The sequence below is a fragment of the Proteiniborus sp. genome (assembly GCF_040308045.1).
Lineage (GTDB): Bacteria > Bacillota > Clostridia > Tissierellales > Proteiniboraceae > Proteiniborus.
Window position 1 is genome coordinate 26,582 of record NZ_JAWRHZ010000011.1, and the last position, 17,895, is coordinate 44,476.

General features: G+C 32.6%; 18 protein-coding genes, 1 tRNA gene and 1 other RNA gene. All 20 read right to left on the bottom strand.

Going from position 1 to position 17,895, the window contains the following annotated elements:
• Positions 1–77: 77 nt before the first annotated feature.
• The 20 genes from recR to ABV008_RS01680 all read right to left on the bottom strand — a co-directional run bounded on the left by recR (position 78) and on the right by ABV008_RS01680 (position 17,894).
• Positions 78–677, bottom strand: a complete 600-nt coding sequence (gene recR, locus ABV008_RS01585; RefSeq protein ID WP_352418059.1) for a recombination mediator RecR — start codon at positions 675–677, stop codon at positions 78–80.
• A 140-nt stretch (positions 678–817) separates the two neighbouring features.
• Complete coding sequence (locus ABV008_RS01590) at positions 818–1,153, bottom strand: YbaB/EbfC family nucleoid-associated protein (RefSeq protein ID WP_352418060.1); 336 nt, start codon at positions 1,151–1,153, stop codon at positions 818–820.
• A 16-nt stretch (positions 1,154–1,169) separates the two neighbouring features.
• Complete coding sequence (dnaX, locus tag ABV008_RS01595; RefSeq protein WP_352418061.1) at positions 1,170–2,837, bottom strand: DNA polymerase III subunit gamma/tau; 1,668 nt, start codon at positions 2,835–2,837, stop codon at positions 1,170–1,172.
• A gap of 92 nt (positions 2,838–2,929) precedes the next feature.
• Positions 2,930–5,602, bottom strand: coding sequence for an HD domain-containing phosphohydrolase (locus tag ABV008_RS01600; protein ID WP_352418062.1), 2,673 nt, complete (start codon positions 5,600–5,602; stop codon positions 2,930–2,932).
• A gap of 214 nt (positions 5,603–5,816) precedes the next feature.
• Positions 5,817–6,081: signal recognition particle sRNA large type (gene ffs / locus ABV008_RS01605), an RNA gene on the bottom strand.
• A gap of 12 nt (positions 6,082–6,093) precedes the next feature.
• Positions 6,094–6,186 (bottom strand) — tRNA-Ser (locus tag ABV008_RS01610).
• 69 nt (positions 6,187–6,255) lie between these two features.
• The gene (modB, locus tag ABV008_RS01615; RefSeq protein WP_352418063.1) at positions 6,256–6,906 is read right to left on the bottom strand and encodes a molybdate ABC transporter permease subunit; all 651 of its coding nucleotides are present in this window, start codon (positions 6,904–6,906) and stop codon (positions 6,256–6,258) included.
• A gap of 11 nt (positions 6,907–6,917) precedes the next feature.
• Positions 6,918–7,739, bottom strand: a complete 822-nt coding sequence (modA, locus tag ABV008_RS01620) for a molybdate ABC transporter substrate-binding protein (RefSeq protein ID WP_352418064.1) — start codon at positions 7,737–7,739, stop codon at positions 6,918–6,920.
• A 100-nt stretch (positions 7,740–7,839) separates the two neighbouring features.
• Positions 7,840–8,166 carry a winged helix-turn-helix domain-containing protein gene (locus tag ABV008_RS01625; protein WP_352418065.1) on the bottom strand — a complete coding sequence of 109 codons (327 nt, stop codon included), beginning with the start codon at positions 8,164–8,166 and terminating at the stop codon, positions 7,840–7,842.
• A 147-nt stretch (positions 8,167–8,313) separates the two neighbouring features.
• Complete coding sequence (locus ABV008_RS01630) at positions 8,314–8,769, bottom strand: hypothetical protein (RefSeq protein WP_352418066.1); 456 nt, start codon at positions 8,767–8,769, stop codon at positions 8,314–8,316.
• A gap of 58 nt (positions 8,770–8,827) precedes the next feature.
• Positions 8,828–9,226, bottom strand: a complete 399-nt coding sequence (locus ABV008_RS01635) for a YtxH domain-containing protein (RefSeq protein ID WP_352418067.1) — start codon at positions 9,224–9,226, stop codon at positions 8,828–8,830.
• Between the two features lie 157 nt (positions 9,227–9,383).
• Positions 9,384–10,403 carry a calcium/sodium antiporter gene (locus ABV008_RS01640; RefSeq protein ID WP_352418068.1) on the bottom strand — a complete coding sequence of 340 codons (1,020 nt, stop codon included), beginning with the start codon at positions 10,401–10,403 and terminating at the stop codon, positions 9,384–9,386.
• 227 nt (positions 10,404–10,630) lie between these two features.
• Entirely contained in the window at positions 10,631–11,113 is a 483-nt protein-coding gene (locus ABV008_RS01645) for a PTS sugar transporter subunit IIA (protein ID WP_352418069.1), read from the bottom strand.
• 10 nt (positions 11,114–11,123) lie between these two features.
• Entirely contained in the window at positions 11,124–12,047 is a 924-nt protein-coding gene (locus ABV008_RS01650; protein WP_352418070.1) for a DUF7916 family protein, read from the bottom strand.
• Positions 12,048–12,207: 160 nt separating this feature from the next.
• Entirely contained in the window at positions 12,208–13,599 is a 1,392-nt protein-coding gene (nagE, locus tag ABV008_RS01655; protein ID WP_352418071.1) for an N-acetylglucosamine-specific PTS transporter subunit IIBC, read from the bottom strand.
• Positions 13,600–13,714: 115 nt separating this feature from the next.
• Entirely contained in the window at positions 13,715–14,602 is an 888-nt protein-coding gene (locus ABV008_RS01660; RefSeq protein WP_352418072.1) for a PRD domain-containing protein, read from the bottom strand.
• A 196-nt stretch (positions 14,603–14,798) separates the two neighbouring features.
• Positions 14,799–15,365 (bottom strand): biotin transporter BioY, encoded by a 567-nt coding sequence (locus tag ABV008_RS01665; protein WP_352418073.1) that lies wholly within the window; start codon positions 15,363–15,365, stop codon positions 14,799–14,801.
• Positions 15,366–15,517: 152 nt separating this feature from the next.
• A complete protein-coding gene (locus ABV008_RS01670) occupies positions 15,518–15,808 on the bottom strand; it encodes a coiled-coil domain-containing protein (protein WP_352418074.1) in 291 nt (96 codons plus the stop codon).
• Between the two features lie 121 nt (positions 15,809–15,929).
• On the bottom strand, positions 15,930–16,889 hold the full coding sequence (locus tag ABV008_RS01675) for an ABC transporter ATP-binding protein (RefSeq protein ID WP_352418075.1): 960 nt from the start codon (positions 16,887–16,889) through the stop codon (positions 15,930–15,932).
• A 231-nt stretch (positions 16,890–17,120) separates the two neighbouring features.
• On the bottom strand, positions 17,121–17,894 hold the full coding sequence (locus tag ABV008_RS01680; RefSeq protein WP_352418076.1) for an ABC transporter permease: 774 nt from the start codon (positions 17,892–17,894) through the stop codon (positions 17,121–17,123).
• Between the last annotated feature and the right edge of the window lies 1 nt (position 17,895).

Genomic DNA, 17,895 nt, shown 5'->3' on the forward strand with positions numbered 1-17,895 from the left:
ACAACTTTATTTGCATTTTAAAATGAATTTGCAAAATGATAGGACTTTATTTGATGGAGACAATTAGCTAAAGATTTCTATATCTCTCTTCTTCCCTCTAACGCCTTTGAAAGTGTTACTTCATCGGCATATTCTAGATCTCCCCCTACTGGTATTCCGTGGGCAATTCTTGTGGTTTTTATGCCCAGGGGTTTTAGGAGCTTCGATATATACATTGCTGTGGCTTCTCCTTCTATTGTAGGATTTGTTGCTAGTATTACCTCTGCTACGTCCAGTTCCTGTAACCTTTGGAGAAGCTCTTTTATTTTAATATCTTCTGGGCCTATTCCTTCCATTGGAGAAATGCTTCCGTGAAGAACATGGTACAATCCATGAAATTCTTTAGTTTTTTCTAATGCAATAACATCCCTTGGATCTTCTACAACGCATATTGTAGTTTGATCTCTTTTGGTGTTGCTACAGATAAAACATGGATCTGTATCTGTAAGATTGCTACACACACTGCAATACCTAATGTTTTTCTTAGCATTTATTATTGCATTAGCAAGCCCATCTACATCCTTGGCATCCATATTCAGTACATAAAATGCAAGTCTTTGAGCTGTTTTTCTTCCTATGCCTGGCAACTTTGAAAATTCTTCTATAAGACCTGCTAAAGGAGGTGCAAAATAATCCATCCTATATCATCCTTTCACATAAACTAAGGCTTCATCCACGATGAGTTGTTTCCTTTTCTGAATGATCGAATCTACTTCATGCTATTAAAATCCCACCTACGCTAATACTAAAAGGTGGGATTTTATATAAGTGAAATATCTTAGAATAACCCTGGTATATTCATACCACCAGTTATTTTTTGCATTTCTCTGCTTACCATTTCATCTGCACTTCTTAATGCTTCATTTGTTGCAGCTATTATTAAATCTTGAAGCATCTCAACATCATCAGGATCTACTACATCTTTGTCTATAGTTATTGCTAATATTTCTTTTTTACCATTGGCCTTTACAGTTATAGCTCCTCCACCTGCACTTGCTTCTACTTCTCTTTCGTTTAGTTCGTTTTGTAAGTCAGCCATTTGCTTTTGCATCTTTTGAACCTGTTTCATCATATTTCCCATGTTTCCCATTCCAGGGAATCCACCTCTTGCCATTATAAAAACCTCCTTATTATTCTTCTATTTCCACTAAATCTTTTCCAAATACATTGATAACATCTTGTATCAATTCTTTTTCTTGTTCCTTCTCTTGCTTTTCATCATCAGTCTTTGTAATGTCGTCTGACATTACAAACTTAATTTCTATATTTGTGTTTAAGCTTTTATTTATAATTGTTTGAACAAGCTCCTTATTTTCCTCTTTATCGATGGCATCTTTATGAAATCTAAAACCATCTTCGAAGGCTATTGTTAGTGTATTGTTTTTAAAACTTACAGGGTTTCCTTCCATAATTAAAGCATGCAGTCCAATTCTCTCAGATTTTATTGTCTTTAATATATTACTCCATTCCTCAGAAATTTTATTAAAATCTATATCAGTTTGTACAATATTTTTGTTTTCTTTAATATCATTAGAGGAATTTCTTTCACTGCTTTCATTATCATCTTTATCCTTAGTTGGTAATGTGTTTTTAATAGGAATAGAAGGCCCTGATTGTTTCTTTTGAACTGTGCTCTTTACTATTGTACTATTTTCAAGTTTTTCTTCTAATTTTCTAATCCTTTCTACTAAGTCTTCAATCTCTGCTCCTGAAGATTCATTTACCATTCTTATGATACTTACTTCAAGTATAACCCTAGGTTGAGATGACCATTTACACTGTGTTTCTGCGTCAGATAGAATTTTTAGTATGTTAATTATTCCACTTGTACTAATGGCTTCTGCTTGTTTTTTTAGCCTATCTATCATTTCTTCAGTTTCGTCAATTACATTTTCGATATTCTCTGACACCTTTATTACCATTAGATTTCTAAAATGAAGTATCAAGTCTTTAATAAATTGATTTATATCTTTTCCATTTTGAACTATATGTTCTATTAATTTAAGAGATTTGTCTGATTCTTTTTCTATTATAGAATCTGTTATTTCATATATTATATCGTTGTTTACTACACCTAATATAGAAAGAATATAATCATATGTCATTTCTTCCCCTGAAAAAGAAAGACACTGATCTAGTAAACTAAGAGCATCTCTCATAGCCCCATCTGAGTTTCTAGCTATTAAGCTTAATCCTTTAGGGTCTACTTTTACACCAATTTCATCTAGAATATTTTGCATATTTTTAATTATATCTTTTACAGTTATTCTTTTAAAGTCAAATCTTTGGCATCTAGATAATATTGTTGCAGGCAACCTTTGAGGCTCTGTAGTCGCAAGTATAAATATCAAATGCTTTGGAGGCTCCTCCAATATTTTTAAAAGTGCATTTGAAGCACCCTTTGATATCATATGAACCTCATCAATGATGTATACTTTGAATTTGCATTTAGAGGGAGGGTACTTTGCCTTTTCCCTAAGGTCCCTAATATCTTCAACACTAGTATTTGAAGCAGCATCCATCTCTATGACATCCATTATGGTTTCATCAAGTATTCCTTTACATGCTTCACATTCATTGCAAGGATTTCCATCATGACTATTTGTACAATTAATTGCCCTTGCAAATACTTTTGCAGTAGAAGTCTTCCCTGTTCCTCTAGTGCCAGAAAATAAATAGGCATGGGCTATGTTATCGTTTTTTATTTGATTTTTTAATGTAGTAGTTATATGCTCTTGTCCCATGACGTCGTCAAAGGTTTTAGGTCTGAACTTCCTATATAAAGCTTGATAAGCCATTTAATCACCTTCATGTGTTTAATAAATATATTATACCAAATCTTTCTGTCTTATACCAGAATGGATTATACGAAGTAGAAAAAGACCAGTCTTTAAGCAAGACTAGTCCTTTCTGAAATTATATCACTATGCATAATTGTCTCAATGACTTTTTTATTTCTTCTGTATATATCTGTCATAATATCTACTATATAAGGATTGAACTGAGCCTCTTTATTTCTAATGAGTTCTTCAATGGCTTCTTCTGGCGTAATGGCACTCCTATATGCCCTACTTGTAGTCATTGCATCAAAGGCATCTGCCACTCCTACAATAGCAGCTTCTAGTGGTAGCTCTTCAATATATATTTCTAGAGGATATCCTTTTAAATCATATCTCTTGTGGTGGAATTTAATTACATTCATTATAGTGTCTGAAAATCCCACTCCCTCTAATATTCTACTACCTATCACTGGATGCATTCTTATCATCTCGTATTCTCTTTCTGTTAATCTTCCTGGTTTTGTAAGTACCCCATCTTTTATTCCGATTTTCCCTACATCATGGAGTATTCCCGCAAATTCAATCTCTTCACAGAATTTCTTTGGCATTCCCATGTATTTAGCTATTTCAACACTATACTTAGCAACTCTATTAGAATGACCTTCAGTATATTCGTCTTTTGCCTCTATAGCTGCTGCAAGTGTTTCTATAGTCCTTAAGTAGTTATTCTTCAATCCTTGATAAAGACTTATATTTTCTGTAATTAAAGCTATTTGATTAGTTATAGACGCAAGAACATTGAATTCTCCTTTGTCAAGCTTCCCTTTACTACCTACTACCATTACTCCAGAGATTTTACCTCTAGCCTTAATTGGAAGAACACTTAAATAGCTGATTCTACCAGAATCAATTAGTTTCTCAGTGTATTTACTTTTATGATACTGTTTCCCTATTTCTAATACTTGTATCTTACCTGTTTTAGCTGCCTCCCCTATGTCATCCTCAGCTATTGGTATGTCTTCAGATGTAATTAAATTTGATGCTGCTCCAGAAAAAGCTTTAAGTATAAGCTTATTATCCTCTAATTGTCTAATGGTGCATAATGATATATTCATAAGTCTAATAATGCCATCTACTGCTCTTTGCATTAGGGTTTCTATGTTCATAGCAGTTGTTAAACCCTTACTAACTCTATTTACTACTATTAGCTCTTCATTTCTCTTTATTATGCTTTCTTCCATTTTCTTTCTTTCTGTAATATCTCTTATGACACCATGTATGCCAACAAGTTTATTATTCTCATAAACTCTTTTTGTGTTAGCTTCAACTATTATTGTATCTTTATAGCCATTAGTAATATATATTTCCCTATTATCTAAATCTGTTTCAACAATATCATTTAATAATGTTTCTCCATTTCCAATGATATAATTTGTTAGCTCATTTAAATTTCTCCCTAAAAATCGTTCTTTGTTAGTCCTTAATACAGTTTCAACCTGGTCATTAGTAAATATTATGTTTAAATCTCTGTCCATAATCCATACTAAATCATCTATATTTCCTAAAAGAGTTCTAAATCTTTGCTCTGATTCATTTAACTGGTCGGTGGTTGCTTTAAGCTGTTCGTATGAAGCTTCTAACTCAAGGTTTATTTTCTGTAGCTGTTCATTTGCATCTGTCAGCATAGCATTATTGTTGCTTAAGTCCTCATGAGATTTTTTTAACTTCGATACCATATCGTTAAATGCTAATGCTACTTGTCCAAATTCATCTTCTTTTTTTATATCAAATTTATAATCGTAATTTCCTTTTTGTATTTCTATTGCACCATTCTTTAGCTTTACTAATGGTTCTGAAAAAATCTTAGAAAACAGCATAGCAAGTATAACTATTGATAATAAAGTGATAGCTGTTATGTACGAAGCATATTTAACCAATACATTTATACCATTATAAATTTCACTTTTCGGAATTAAGGACATAATCTTCCAATCTACTGAGGGGACCGTAGAATAAAAAGCCAAATATTCCTTATCAAGCTCAATGTTTTCTGTCCCAACGTCAGTAGCTACAGTTTTCACTGCTAAAGACGATATTTTTTTTTCATAACTATCAATTACATTGCGTGATTCTATTATTTCTTTACCAAATCCACTTAATATATTTCCCTGTTTAGTTAAAACATAATTTACAGACTTATCATCTCTTTTTATTTCACCTATTCTATTTAGGATTCCATCGAAACTGAAGTCTACTAAAAGAACTCCCTCTATTTCACCAGTAACTCCAAAAAAAGGAACAGACGCAGTGATGATACTTGGGTGTCCGCTATTAACCTCCTGCAAAGTCCAAACTAATTCTTTTTTTAATAATGCATTAATATAATCATGTTTTAATCGTGGATCTCCTATAGATTGGAGTCTCTTAGATGAATATTCCTTTGAGTTTACCATGACTACTCTTAAGCTAAGTATTTCTTTAGATGATGTGAGCTGTGAGGAAAGGTATTCATTAACTCTTCTGTCTCCATCTTCTTCTGCCATAAGCTCTTTAATGAAAGGATAATTAACAGATATATCTTTAACTTTTTCTTCGTTAGTCATAAACCATATATCAAGCTTTTCAGCTTCATTTTCAATAAAGCTTGTTTTTGCTTTTATATTTTCTTCAATTATATAAGTATTAATTCTAGTGTATACACTTACAGCAAATAAAATAATAGGAACCATAGCTATTAAAGTAAACAAACCTATTAATTTTTTTCTATATGAGTTTAAAAACATAGATGCCACCTACTATCATATATTATTTAGGCTTGCAAAGAATATGTTGCTTATATATATATTAAGTATAGCTAACTTCTACTATTTTCAACAAAATAATTTGCACATTCTATAATTATTCTACAATTAATATAAAATTCCTCTTTTTTGCTACATTAAAACCAAAAACCATAAAAATAAAGACTATGGAAAACCCATAGTCTTTATTTTTTAGTCGTGCACCCAGCTTTGATATACTACTACAAGCGTTACCTAAGTAGTTAACTCGGATTAGGCAACCCTGCGGCACACAGAAGTGTTCACTTACCGCTGCTTCCTTCCGGATCTGACGGGGTTCATGAATTTCCATTGCGCAAGACCCAATCGTCAACATCACTTTCCTAGGGCAGACCTCACAATAGGATACCTAGGCTGGGAATTCAATCCTGCTATAGCGGATTGCAGGTTATAGGGCACCGCTACCTCCCCATCTAGCACGACAAACTTTATATTGGCGGAGAGAGCGGGATTCGAACCCGCGAGACGGTTTAGCCGTCTACCCGCTTTCCAGGCGAGCGCCTTCAGCCAGACTCGGCCATCTCTCCAAAAATTTTATTCTTAATAATATTCAATAGATTTATATTATAGCTTAAAAAATAGCATATGTCAATCTACTACTTTCTAAGCCACTTATTCATACCATAGACTACAATAAAGCTAAAAATCACTACTATAGCTAATAAAATATTAGCAGTTTTAGTATTTCCCATTTCAACGGCAAAATATATTGCTAATGGTATGTTTTGGGTTTTCCCTGGTATATTTCCTGCAACCATAAGGGTAGCCCCAAATTCGCCCAAGGATCTAGCAAAGGAAAGAACTACTCCACTTATTATTCCAGGCAAGGCAAGAGGAAGACTTATTTTTAAAAATACTTCTCTCTTATTAGCCCCTAATGACATTGCTGCCATTTCCAAATCAGGTTCAATTTTTAAAAATGCACTTTTACAACTTTGATACATTAAAGGAAGAGATACTACGGTTGCTGCTATACAAGCAGCAACCCAAGTAAAAATAAGTCTTACTCCAAATGCATCATATAATAGCTTGCCTAATATACCTCTTTTCCCTATCAAGATTAAAAGCCCATATCCAACAACTGATGGGGGTAATATCATTGGCAGAAGAAGAATTACCTCTATTATATTTTTACCCTTAAAATCATACTTAGTAAGGGTTCTTGACAGTAACACTCCTATTATCAATGTAATAACAGTAGACACTGCTGCAATTCTCAGTGAAATCATTATTGGACTTAGTATCATAAATAATCAACCTACTTTTCATATATCTTAAATCCATGTTTTCCTAAAATTTCTTTTGCTTTATCTGTTCTTAAAAAACTTAGAAAGTCTATACTTGCTTCTTTATTTTTAGTAGATGCAACTACTGCTGCTGGATACACAATTGGTCTATGTGTTTCTTCTGAAAATATTTCTGCTATGTAGCTTTGTTTGGCTCTAACTGAATCAGAACTATAAACTATTCCTGCTGCTACCTCACCTTTTTCTACATATGTAAGTACCTGACTTACGTCTTTAGCAAGTACAATATTAGTTTGAAGCTTATCCCAAATCTTTAGATATTCTAGAGCTTCTTTTGCATATTGACCAACAGGAACTGTTTCTGGCACTCCTATACTAAGCTTTAAATCTGTACCTATTATATCATTTATGGATGTTATTTCATCCTTATATTCTTCTGGTACTATAAGAACTAATTCATTTCTGTATATGTCTTCCCTAGTATCTTTTATAATCAAATCTTTTTCTTCAAGTGCATTCATCTGTTTTTGCCCTGCAGAGACAAATACATCTACTTCAGCGCCTTCTTCAATTTGCTTTTGAAGTGCTCCTGAAGATCCATAATTAAATATTAGCTTTACGTCTTTTTCTGATTCATATATGTCCTTCAGTTCGTTATATGCCTCTGTAAGACTGGCTGCTGCGCTAATTGTAAGCTCTATTGGTTTAGCGCTTTCGTTTGTGCTAGCATTTCCGTTTGAATTAACATCTTCTTTTGTCTCATTGCTACCTGTACAACCGTAAAGCCCTAATGCTAATACTAAAACTAGTAATAATGCTATTACCTTTTTCATAAATATACATCTCCTTTTGTCATTAAATTAATTTGAATATAAACTGTAATGTCTTAATACATTTCGTTGTATTTTTTATAGTATAACGAGGACAAAAAAATTAAAATACTTCTTTGTAGATTTTTAAAATAGCCTCTTCTATCCTTTTTTCAAGCTCATCATATTTATCTATTAGTGCCTTGCCTTCCTGAGTAAGAGTAGAACTTCCTCCATCTATCCCCCCTATTGTTTTATCAAGTATTTTAATGTCTAATGCCTTTTCTAAATTGGAAATAAGATTCCAAGCCTTGCTATATGACATATTCATAGACATAGCTGCTTTTCTAAGAGAACCCATTTTTTCTGTTCTTTGCAGAAGTTCTTTAGGTCCTTTGCCAAAAATCTTTAATTCACCTTTTTTTAACCATATTCTCCATCCTATATTCATATTATCATACCACCTATTGACTCGATATATGAATTATATCATAGGAAGATTGCTATTACAATATCAAAGAATTTCACAATAAATATTAAGACATTTCTCAATATAAAAACCAGTAGAAAATATAAATATCTACTGGTCTCTATTTATTTATTTTTCTCTTGCTATTACTTGTTTAATTACTTTGACAACCTCTCCGATTAGCTTTATGTAGGTTGTAACATCAACTGTACTATCTCTTATTGCTTCTACTGTATCGCTAATATTCTCTCCAACTACCTCCACTGTATCTATGGCTATTTCCATTCCATCATTTATATTCTCAGTAATGGAATTAACATTGTCTACTATTTCTGGAAGTACAGGCTCAATATTTTCGATAACATCCTTTGTTTTTGTGCTAATAATATTCACGTTATCGCTTATTTCTGGTAGATTTGAAATAGTCTCTTTTATAGACTTTTCATTTTCATCAACTATTTGCCTTACTTTCTTTAGTAATTCGTTTAGATTTCTTAGTGCCACAATTAGATAAATACCAAAGCCTATAACAACTAAAGATACTACTACTAATAATAGTTCCTTAACAGTAATTGTCGCGTCCATAGTTCTCCCCCTAAATTAGTTTTCTATTGTATTCCTTATTCTGATTATTCGGTAAAAGTTAGTTGTTTTCCTCTTTTTTTTCTTCACAATTTTCTTCTTCAAATTCTTCTAATTCATCATAAAATTCATCTTCACAGCATTCACATTCTATATTTTCTTTTTTACTTTTTACTTCTTCTATTTTTTCCTTTATGCTTTTCTCTATTTCATCTTTTTTTTCTTTTAGTACTTGCGTTGAATCTTTTATCGTTTCTTTCACTGTATCTGCAGTTTCTTTGGTCATTTTTGCAATATCTTCTCTAGTTTCTTTTCCTGATTTTGGTGCAAATAGCAACCCAGTAATAGCTCCCAAAGCAGTACCTACTGCTGTACCTACTGCAACTTTCTTAGCAGCTTCTTTTTTTGCTTTTCTTTCTTTTTCTTTTTTTGATTTTTCAAATAAATGTCTAATTGGCATTTTATGCCCCCCTTTTCTTTTTTAATAAAATTAACTACTATAATCTATATTATAGTATATACACGTGAAAACTTTACCACAAACATAGTTTTTTGGTAAAGTTTTTGATAAAAAGTATAGGACAGAAATACTCTGTCCTATTAACTATACTTTATCTTTATATATAACTAAATACACTCACAAGTATATATGATGCAAGTAAAATCAAACCAAAAGATCTTTTTAAATGAGTTTTTGAAATCATAGTTCCTACTCTAAATAACAATAGAACAAATATCATTGCAGGGAAATACAATTTAAAAAATACCGGAGGTACTAATATCCCGCCTTTTGTCACGGCAACAGAAGACCCTATTACAAATAATACATTTAATATATCTGCTCCAATAATGTTTCCTACTGCCAGTTCTCCATGTCCTTTTAGAGCAGCAGTTATAGCTGTCACAAGCTCTGGAAGAGATGTTCCAAAAGCTACAAGTGTTGCAGCTATTACGCTATTTGGCACACTCATTCTAATAGCTGCTTCCTGTACTGCTGGAATAAGTATTTTAGATGAAACTATTACTATTGCTATTCCAACAGCAAGCTTAATAAATATTGGTGCCTTACTAATCACTGCTGTATCTTCAGATAATGTAACTGCCTCTTCGCCCTTTGGAGCTATTGTCCATTTTATAGAAATATAAATATATAATGCTAATAAGACCAATAATACAAAGCCAGCAACTTGGTCAATATGTCCTCCCTCTGTTAATATGCCACCTATATTACTATAGGGTATAGAAATTAATACTAATAAAATTCCTGCTCCAAGCTGAATCCAGCCATGTCTATTTACAATCTCTTTTTTTATAGGTAAGGGAGAAATTAAAGAAGCAATTCCTAATATTAGAGCCGTATCACAAATTATTGAACCTACAGCATTTCCTAATGCTAAATCTGCATTTCCTTTAATTGCTGCAAAAACTGACACAGATGTTTCTGGTAATGTAGTGCCCAAACTTACTATTGTAGCACCTATTATCATTTTAGGTATACCTAATTGCTCTGATAACAATACTGCGTTGTTTACTAAAATATCTGCCCCCTTGCTTAGCGTATAGAGAGATACTGCAATAATTAAAAATATTGCTGGTAATGATAAGTTAATTACAATTTCCTCAATTATTTTTTCCATTAGTTATACCCCTTTCTGTAGCTATATAATGACATAATATAAGACCTGTGCATAACATATTAAGTTATACACAGGTCTCACTATTTCAAACTAAGCCAGATAAATCAATTATCACGATGTTGACTTAATTCCACATACTTAGTGCTAGTTACTCCCCTGAATCAGTATCTTGTATGATTTTCTTTATTGTTACATGATACAGTAAATACATTGTATTGTCAATATAATTATTTGAGTTCAATATCCATTATATTGTCAATTCCCTTTTGCACAGTTCCTTTTTCGATAGATAAGCTAAGAACTTTCTCCATGTTAGTTACTATTACAGGACTTATGATAGATTTTGCATTTTCTATAACATATTCTAAATCAACTTCTAGTAGCTTATCTCCTTTGTTCACATCGTCTCCGGCTTGTACAAAGCTTTTAAAGCCATTTCCCTTTAGGTTTACAGTGTCTAATCCTATGTGAATTAAAATTTCTACTCCTTCTGGTGTTAGGATTCCCATAGCATGATTTGTAGGAAATACTTGTATAACCTTTCCACTACATGGTGCTACTACTATTCCCTCAGATGGTTTTATAGCCAATCCATCTCCTACCATTTTTCCTGCAAACACTTCATCAGGTACTTTATCTATTTCAAAGATTTCTCCAGTCATAGGAGCCACAATTGATATTTCCTTTTTCTTTTTAAACAAACTAAACATATTTCTCCTCCTATCTATTTACAGACCTAGCCATTCTTCTGTAGGTATGTCTTTTCCCTTTAATTGTAATTGAATAAGTCATAATATTTTCTGGTGTAGCAATTCCCATAGACATTCCAGAATCCCCTATATGATGAATATCTGTTCCGGTCATTTTGCTATATAATGCTATGTTTCTTATGGTCGATTCGTCAGACCCCTCTTGAGAGGTTCCTATGGATGTCATTGCAAGTTTCCCAAGGGAATGTATGTATTCAACAAGTTCTCTTATAAAGTCTACTGTCATTCCTGGTACGGTTCCAGGAGCAGGCAAAAGAACTATGTCACAGCCTGCTTCAAAAAAATCCTTTACTATATCTTTAGTTATCAATTTGTTTCCTATTTCATTTCCACTTCCAGCAGCATGCATTTTACCTGCTACTATTATGATTTCATCTCCAACAGAAGCTTTAGTCTCTTTGATTGCATTTATAATCTGTTCATTTGTGACACCTGTTTTGGGATTACCAGTAAATACTACCATATCTGCGCCTTGATTTAAAGCTTTTTTTACATTTTTGGCAGTGCCTAACCTACCTTCTGAAATATATTCTCTCTGGTCAATTATTTCAGTATCTATATCTACAGGCTCTAAATTGACTCCTACAAGCCTACCAGTTAGCCTTTTTACCTGATTAATAACATCTTCACCTTCATTAATAGGGAGTCCTTCTACCTTGGGATGATTTACATCATAAAAATTCAATAAAATTATATCTGCTCCAAAAGCAGATGCAAGCTCTACATTACTAACATCCCATAAAATTGGAGGAGCTATAGTTATTATTTCTGAAACTACAGTTCTTCCTTCTGCACTTTTTATACTTAGAAGCTTTTCTTCTTTAGTCATATTTGCAATATCTGATGCATTTAAGTCTAATATTCTTTTTAGCATCTTTTTCATCTCCTTAACTATATTTTAAAAGTTTCTGTATTGATATAATTGAACGTCTGTAAAATTACATTTAATTATATTAATATAGAAACGATTTAAAGGAGTATGGTGGCTATATAATATTATATAGCCACCATATTTATTTTTAAACTCTTGGTAACTAAGCGTTTCTAGATACTTTTTTAAGATAATCTTTGATTTCTTCTGCTATTATATCTGCTTTTGTTCCAACTATTACTTGCATATTATTCTTAGTTGGTCTCAATACACCAGATGCTCCAATTTTCTTTAGCTCTACTTCATTGACCTTGTCTCCATCGTTAACTGATAATCTTAATCTAGTTATACATGAATCCAGTTCGACTATATTCTCAGCTCCACCTAAAGCTTCAACATATAATTTAGCTACTCCATGAAGACCTTTCTCATCTATTAGTTCATCTAATCCTTCTCCTTCTTCATCGATTCTTCCTGGAGTTGGAAGGTCAAGTTTCTTAATTACGACTACGAATAGAACATAATATATAACTCCGAAGATAACTCCAATAGGAATTAGCCACCATCCTTTAGTTGCTAGCCCCATGTTAAGAAAATAGTCTATTGCCCCAGCAGAGAAACCAAATCCATGTTTAATTCCAATAACATGACAAACAGCCATTGCAGCTCCTGTCAATAGTGCGTGAACTACATATAATACAGGTGCTAAAAACATAAACATAAATTCAATTGGTTCAGTTATACCTGTTAAAAATGCAGTAAATCCTACTCCAAACAATAAACCCCCAACAGATTTTCTGTTTTTTGGCTTAGCAGTTGTGTACATAGCAAGTGCTGCTGCAACAAGACCAAACATCATAACTGGATAGAAACCTGTCATAAATCCACCAGCAGTTGGGTCACCAGCAAAGAATCTGTGTAAATCTCCTGTAGCACCATTGTACTCCCCAAATATAAACCATACTATGCTATTTATAACATGGTGCAATCCTAAAGGTATTAATAATCTATTTAAGAAACCAAATACAAAAACTCCTGCTGCACCAGCGCCTATCATCCAATTTCCTGCTGCATCAATAACGCCTTGTATTGGTGGCCAAATAAAGCCAAAAATAAGAGCTAGAATAATACATGCAAATGATGTAACAATAGGAACAAAACGTTTTCCACCAAAGAAGCCAAGCCAATCAGGAAGCTTAATATTATAATACTTATTATATAGATTGCCAGCTACAACACCAGCAATAATTCCAGCTAATACCCCCATATTAATATCTGGATTTATAGCCTTAGCCCCTGATGTTATAACAAAATAACCAACAGCTCCTGCAAGACCTGCTGAACCAGCATTATCTTTTGATAAGCCAACAGCTACTCCTATTGCAAATAAAATTGCAAGATTTGCAAAAATTGCATCACCTGTTGCCATTACAAAAGGAATATTAAGAACGTCTCCCGCTCCTAATCTTAATAATAGTGCAGCTACAGGCATTACTGCAACTGGAAGCATTAGTGCTTTACCAAGCTTTTGAAGTTTTCCAAAAAAACCTCTCATTACAAATCCCCCTTATTTATTATTTTATAATTGCTAATTACTCTACCCTCCTTTCCCTTAAAATGATAAAAGGCACAAGCTGATTACATACATATAAAATCTGTATGGAAAAAGCTCATGCCTGATATGACTCAGTAACACGCTTTGATATTATCTTTGAAGTTTCCTTAATTCTCTCGATATGAAGTGATAAGTATCCTAATTCTTCTTCTGTTACATTAATATGTTTTTTCTCCCTTATATATTCACCTATCTTCTGTGATATCCTATATGACTCCTTGAATTGTTGTTTTATATTGCTTAGAAGAGGATTTTCGATGTATTTCTTTTCTTCTAGCCTATTTATAGTAACTCTTAAGTGATTTATTAATCTAGTATACATTAAATCTCTATTGTCAATAGATACAGATAACTCATTTTGAATTAAGTCAATTATTTCTTTTAGAAATCTTGTGTCCTTCACAGTTTCAGTGACTTTTTTGTTTTGTCTTGCAGAATGAAAATGAAGTGCTATGAATCCAACTTCTGATTCGGAGATTTTTGCATCTAGCCTGTCCCTAATGATTTCTGCTGCTAATAACCCAATTTGAAATTCTTCAGGGTACAATGCCCTAATCTCAAAAAGAAAAGGATTGTTCATTTCTAGTCCAATTTTTATACGATCAATGGCAAAACCAATATGATCAGTTAATGCAATGTGTATATGTGAATTAAGCTGTCCTAAATGTTTTTCTGCTATGGCAATAATCTCTTCGCTTACCCCCATAACATTACCATCCATTTGGCTTATCAGCTGGAAATATTCTTTTTTTGTTTTTTCATCATAGACAATAAAAGATTTTTCTATGTCTTTATTTTGTAAGTTGGTCATTTTCCCTTCTTTTTTTCCAAAACCAATTCCTTTACCTATCAAGATAAGCTCCTGTCTAGTCTTATAGTCAATGGCTAATATTACATTATTATTCAAAACCTTTGAAACTATATAGTCTTTCCCAACTGACAAGGGCTCACCCCCTTTAGAATATGATAGAACACCAAAACAAAAGGCATAAAGCTATATATGGCAATATTTAATTCCCATACACAGGTTTATGCCTGATTGTCATCAGTAACACACCTTTAATAAGTATGTTGATTTGTTAGAATATTCTATACTTATAATAAAGATAACATAAACTATAATAAAAAGTCAATATTATTTATGCTTTTTTTGCAACATATCCTAAACGTTCCAATATCGGTAATGTTTTGACTGCTGTTACTGTAACAATAACACATTTTATTAAATCCTGAACTATAAATGGGACTAGCCCCATTTTGATGGCTGCTGAAAAGGTAATAGGTGCCTCTGCTACTCTATTTATCATAAAATATAAATAAGGTACTCCTATTGCATAGACAGAAGCTAATCCAGAAAGAGAAGCAACAAAAATTCTTGTAAACTTAATTTCTTTAGCTGTCTCTGTTATTTTTCCTATTATATATGCACATAGAATAAACCCTAAAATATATCCAAAGGTTGGTTTAAATACATATGAAAATCCACCGCCCTCAGTAAATATAGGTATGCCTACCAATCCTATAAGCACATATAAAAGCTGTGATAACAGTCCTTTTCTTGAGCCTAAAAATATTCCTGCGTATGCACAAAATAATACTTGAAGGGTAAAAGGTACTACTGGTGTTGGAATCTTTAAAAAACCTCCTATAGCTGTAAGTGCAGCAAATAGTGCAATTAAAATCATATCTCTTGTTTTGCTTCTCATTATATAACTCCTCCTTAGTTTGTCTTTATAATTTATATCTTAATTTTATAAGGGAATATATTTATTGTCAACCATATTTATTATATTGGTTGACAATACTTTTAGATGTAAAAGTAAATACTAAAAACAAAAAGAACCCTTTTTAGAGTTCTCTATCTAGCGATTAATTTGATTCTTTCTTCCTGTTTATCAAGTCTGCTATCAATTTTTTTAATATCTTCCCACATAAATTTCTGCTCTTGTCTGATTTCCTTTATTTCTTTCTCTAGTCTTCCTTGGCCTACCTCTAACCTTCCCTGTCTTTCCTCTAGCCTTCCCTGTCTTTCCTCTAACCTTCCTTGTCTCTCCTCTAGCCTTCCTTGTCTCTCCTCTAACCTTCCTTGGCCTGCCTCTAAGTTTTCTAGTTTTTCTAATACTAGCCTTTGGAATTCTTCGTTAGTCATAAATTCGACCTCCTTCATCCGCTCAAACTTTATTCTTGCTATAATTATATATTACTACTAACATTTATACAATATATATCCCTACCCTGATTAGATATAGGAATAATTAAAACATTCAGTATTAGCTTGTGTATATGAATTTTATCACTTCTTCAATACTAGGCTCTTGAACCTTAAAATCATCTATGTCAAAGTTATTAAAAAGAGTTTTTGCTGTTTCTGAGATTTCTTTTTTATTTTTAAGGTTTAAAACAAGTTGAGATTTTTCTGCATTATATTCTCCTGAGTATTTAGATATTATTTCATTAAGTAATGAATCATATCCATTACGCTTCACCTGTGCAACAACTCTGATTGGCAATTCTCCTACTGTTTTCAGTTCTTCTACTTTACCTTTATATACAATATCCCCATGATTAAGAACTAACATTTCATTACAAAGCTTTTCTATATCTTTCATATCATGTGTTGTTAGAAATATTGTCTTTCCTTGCTTATTGATTTCCTGGAGAAAATCCACAACTTTATACTTAGACACTACATCTAAACCAATAGTAGGTTCATCAAGAAAAAGTATCTCAGGATCATGAATCATACATGCCCCTAGCTCGGCTCTCATTCTTTGACCTAAACTAAGCTGTCTTACAGGCTGTTTTAAAATATCTTGAAGAAACAGCCTATCTATCAAATATTCTAACTGCCTTTTGTACTTTTTTTCATCTACCTTATATATTCCCTTAAGAAGTTCATAAGTGTCAATGACAGGTAAGTCCCACCACATCTGTGTTTTTTGTCCGAAAACTACACCTATATTTTTTACATATTTTTTTCTATCTTTATAGGGTACATATTCCCCTACTTTAACCATACCATCACTTGGAGTCATGATTCCAGTAAGTATTTTAATAGTCGTTGATTTACCAGCTCCATTTGGTCCTACATAGCCAAGAAATTCACCTTTTTTAACTGTAAGATCAATTCCTTTAAGAGCTTCTACCTTTCTTTTATCTCTTCTAAAAAAGCTTTTCTTCTCATATATAGTGTATTCCTTCTTTAATCCTTCTACAGTAATAAATTCCATGAACGTCCCTCCATCATTATCATCTAATGCACTAGTATACAATAGAAATATTTAACGAACATTTGCATGGCATAACTATAATTCTTAGTGAATGTAGGCAAAAAATCCGTTAAGCAGCTTGCACTGTTTGAACGAAGCGAGTTTGCAAGCTGTAGGTTTTTTTACCGAAGTGAGCTTTAGAATTATTCATGACCGAAACCGTGAGTGTATATTTCTATTGTATACGGCTCTCTAGGTTCCTGTACTTGAATATCTTTTAATCCCTGAGCTCCAAATAAAATAAGTTATAGGTGTCATTGCAGCTACTGCAAGTAAGGGTGCAAATAAGTAGAGTATATCTTCGGATCTTCCAGTGTAATATACCAAAGGATAGTAGCTTACAGAAAAGAAAGGTATGATGAATGTCAAGATGTTACTGAATAGCTTATTATAAATTGATGCAGGATACTGAGCTGCTGTTCTTGTTGAGTAGTGTCCTAAAATTACAATATCTTCATTTTTTCCTGTCCAAAAAGCCACGGCGGCAAGTATTATACCTATTTGTGTATTAATTATTACAGAAGCTAGCAATAGGAATGGTAAATAAAAATAAAAGCTATTGTCTACAAACGAACATCTTTGCAACCCCCATATCCCAACAACCAATGCTTGAGCTACCAAACCAAGCCTTTTTAAATCAGTTTTCTGTAGCATAACTTGTACAAGTGCTGATGCAGGTCTGATAAGTAGTGTATCAAATTTTCCTGAAAGTACTAATAACTCAAAATTATTGAACCCATCACCAAAAAATCTATAAACTCCGAAGCCGAACTCTGTAATTGCATACATTAAAGCAATCTCATGAAGCAGCCATCCGTTAATATTTTTAAACCGGATCAATATAAATACAGTAATTAAAAAATCTCCTACGATAGCTATATTGCCAAGTAAATTAACAAAAAAATCGAACCTATACTGTGCTTCGCTTCTAAAAGAAGCCTTAAATAGAGTTAAAAAAAGTCTCATC